Here is a 2,926-nt window from a genome sequence, read left to right as displayed (position 1 = left end):
GCGGCGTCCCTGGCCGTCGATCTTGTCCTCGTCGGAGTAGATCAGGTCGAGGTCCGGCTGGCGGTCGATGGCCGCCGCAATCTCGTAGAGCGCGTGCTCAGGCAGGATGTCGTCGTGGTCCATCAAGGCCACGAATTCTCCCTGGGCCAGCCCCAGGGCGGAGTTGGTCGCCGCGCTGATATGGCCGTTCGCCTCGCGCCGCACGACGCGGATTCGCCGATCACGCGCGGCCTCGGACTGCAGCAGCCCCCAGACGTGCGGGCTCGGCGATGCGTCGTCGGCGATGCACAATTCCCAATGCGGATAGAGCTGGGCGCGGACCGAGGCGATGGCCTCGCGCAGGAACCGCTCCTGGGTCTCGTAGGCCGGCATCACCACCGAGATCAGCGGTTGGCGCGCGAAGCGGGCGATGTGCGCGCCGATCGCCGCGCGGTCCGCGTCGTCCAGGGTGTCGTTGCGCTCGATCCAGCGGATGTAGTCGCTGGTGGTGACGTACTGGGGCTCAAGCACCGCGCGGATCATCCTTGCGCCCAACGGAAAGCGCGACAGCTCGAGCGCGATGCGGTGGACGGGGCGGTGGATGGCCGGATGGCGGCGGATCTGGTTCAGCACCGCAAGGGCGCTGTTCCGCAGTCTGTTGTTGAGAGAAGAGGGCGCCATCGCAAGCCGCGGCGCTAGGCCGCCAGTAGCTCGTCGAGCTTGCGGATATCCGTCACTGGCGAGGCGACGCCGCCCTCCATCCGCATCACCTTGTTGCAGTAGAGCCGCAAGAGGTCGAGGTCGTGCGAGGCCAGCACCAGGATGCCGGCCCGTTCCACCAGCTTCAGTAGGCGCTTGTGCGCGAGCTTCTGAAAGTCGGCGTCGCCCACGGCGATCCACTCGTCCATCAGCAGCACGTCTGCCTCGACCGCGGTGGCCGTGGCGAACGCCAGCCGCGCCTGCATGCCGGCGGAATAGGTCTTCAGCGGCATGGCCAGGAACGGCCCCAATCCGGTGAAGGCGGCGATCTCCTCCAGCCGGTCCTCGATCTCGCGGGTGGTGAGCCCGGCGATGCGGCCGCGCAGGCGGATATTGTCGAGGCCGGTCGCCGAGGGGTCGATGCCGAGGTTCAGGTCCAGCAGGGCCGCGATGCGGCCGCAGACCTCGATCTGACCTTCGTCGGGCTCATAGGCGCCCGACAGCGCCCGCAGCAGCGTAGTCTTGCCCGAACCGTTGTGGCCGATCAGGCCCAGGCGGTCGCCGGCCTTCAGCTCGAAACTGACGTTGGTCAGGGCGGTGACTTCGGTCGCGCCGGCCGTCGACGAGCCCAGCCGCCCGCCTACGGTGACCCGCGCCAGGTGCTTCTTCAGCGACTTGGCGTCGACGCCGTAGACCGGAAAGCGCAGGCTGAGCCCGCGCGCCGAGATCGAGACCGGAGGCGCTTTCATAGGTAGTGCACGATCCGTCGGCGGGTGAGGGTGAAGACCGCGAAGGTGAGCAGCCAGCCGAGCAGGCCCATCATGCACAGTATCGCATAGGAATGCGCGGGCGCCGCAGCCCCCATCAGCGGCGCGCGGACCGCTTCCAGCATGTGGTAGAACGGATTGAAGGTCAGCAGGGCGTGGCGATCGGGGAAGGCGCTGGGCCGCCAGAACACCGGCGTCATAAAGATCGCGAACTGCATGATCGACATGACGATCTGCGGCACGTCGCGGAACCGGGCCGAGGCGATGCCGGCCAGCGTGCTGATCCAAGCGGCGTTGATCACCAGCAGAACCAGGCCGACCGCCGCCAGCGGCAGGTTGGTGGTCCGCCAGTAGCCGTAGATCACCAGCACGGCGACTATGATCACCGCGTGGTGCGCCAGGTTCATGAGGTTGCGCAGCACCGTGCGCCAAACGAAGGTGAACATCGGCAGCGACGTCTGCGACAGCATGCCGGCGGCACGCACGAAGGTCTCGCAGCCCTCGTTGATCATGCCGGTGATGACGCCGAAGCAGACGATGCCGATGGCGACAAACGGCATGAACTCGTGCAGCGAGATCTTAAACAGCTGGGCGTAGAGCAGGCCGATGCCCAGCACCATCAGGCCCATCGAGAGCGTGATCCAGAAGGGGCCGAGGATGGAGCCGCGATAGCGCGAGACGACGTCGTGCCAGGCCAGGGACCACGCCAGGCCGATCCGCTCGATCGACAGCCGCACGTCCCGAAGCGCCATGCTGATTTCGAATAGCGCGCCGCGCCGTCCGGTCCGCAACATGTGGGTGGCGACTTCCATCGACTCTCCGACCGGGTGGGGGCCGCTGGTACCAGCTAGGATATTGCGGCGCAAGCGTGGCGCAGCGCGGCGAATCGCCCGGATTTTAAGCAAAATCCGGGTGTTGCCGAGCCCTAAGCTAGAGCACGCCCAATGCGTTGAGGATCGCCCACAACCCGACCAGCGCCAGGATTGCGGCCGCTGCGATGCGCACATAGGCCAGCGGCACGACGCGGGTCACCGCTTCGCCGAGGAAGACAGCCGGCACATTGGCCAGCATCATGCCCGTGGTGGTGCCGATGGTGACCAGGGCGATGTCCTGGAAGCGCGCCGCCAGCAGGGTGGTGGCGACTTGGGTCTTGTCGCCGATCTCCACCAGGAAGAAGGCCACCAGGGTGGTCAGGAACACGCCGCCATGGCCCCTGGTGGCCGCGCCGTCATCAGCCTTGTCGGGGATCAACGCCCAGGCGGCCATGACGATGAAGGCGACGCCCACTGCGATCTGGAACCCCGGCCCTTTGAACCAATCGGAGACCAGATAGCCGGCCGTGGCGGCCAGGGCGTGATTGGCCAGGGTGGCGGCCAGGATGCCGGCGATGACGGTCCACGGCTTGCGGAATTTCGACGCCAGCAGGATGGCCAGGAGCTGGGTCTTGTCGCCGATTTCGGCGATGGCCACGAGTGCGGCCG

General features: G+C 67.1%; 4 protein-coding genes. All 4 read right to left on the bottom strand.

Annotated elements, in window-relative coordinates:
- The coding region (locus tag Q8R27_RS11025) for a glycosyltransferase (RefSeq protein WP_305699068.1) at nt 1–612 on the bottom strand (612 nt) is incomplete at its 3' end.
- A 62-nt stretch (nt 613–674) separates the two neighbouring features.
- Nucleotides 675–1,427, bottom strand: coding sequence for an ABC transporter ATP-binding protein (locus Q8R27_RS11020; RefSeq protein ID WP_305699067.1), 753 nt, complete (start codon nt 1,425–1,427; stop codon nt 675–677).
- Nucleotides 1,424–2,257 (bottom strand): ABC transporter permease, encoded by an 834-nt coding sequence (locus tag Q8R27_RS11015; RefSeq protein ID WP_305699066.1) that lies wholly within the window; start codon nt 2,255–2,257, stop codon nt 1,424–1,426. The genes Q8R27_RS11020 and Q8R27_RS11015 overlap by 4 nt, the downstream gene beginning before the upstream one ends.
- Before the next feature lie 118 nt (nt 2,258–2,375).
- A partial coding sequence (locus Q8R27_RS11010; protein WP_371134685.1) for a TMEM165/GDT1 family protein occupies nt 2,376–2,926 on the bottom strand: 551 nt, incomplete at its 5' end.

Origin of the sequence: Phenylobacterium sp., from assembly GCF_030697305.1 — a bacterium.
Lineage (GTDB): Bacteria > Pseudomonadota > Alphaproteobacteria > Caulobacterales > Caulobacteraceae > Phenylobacterium.
The sequence above is the reverse complement of the archived record's forward strand: the minus strand, read 5'-3'. Positions and strand labels throughout refer to the sequence as shown.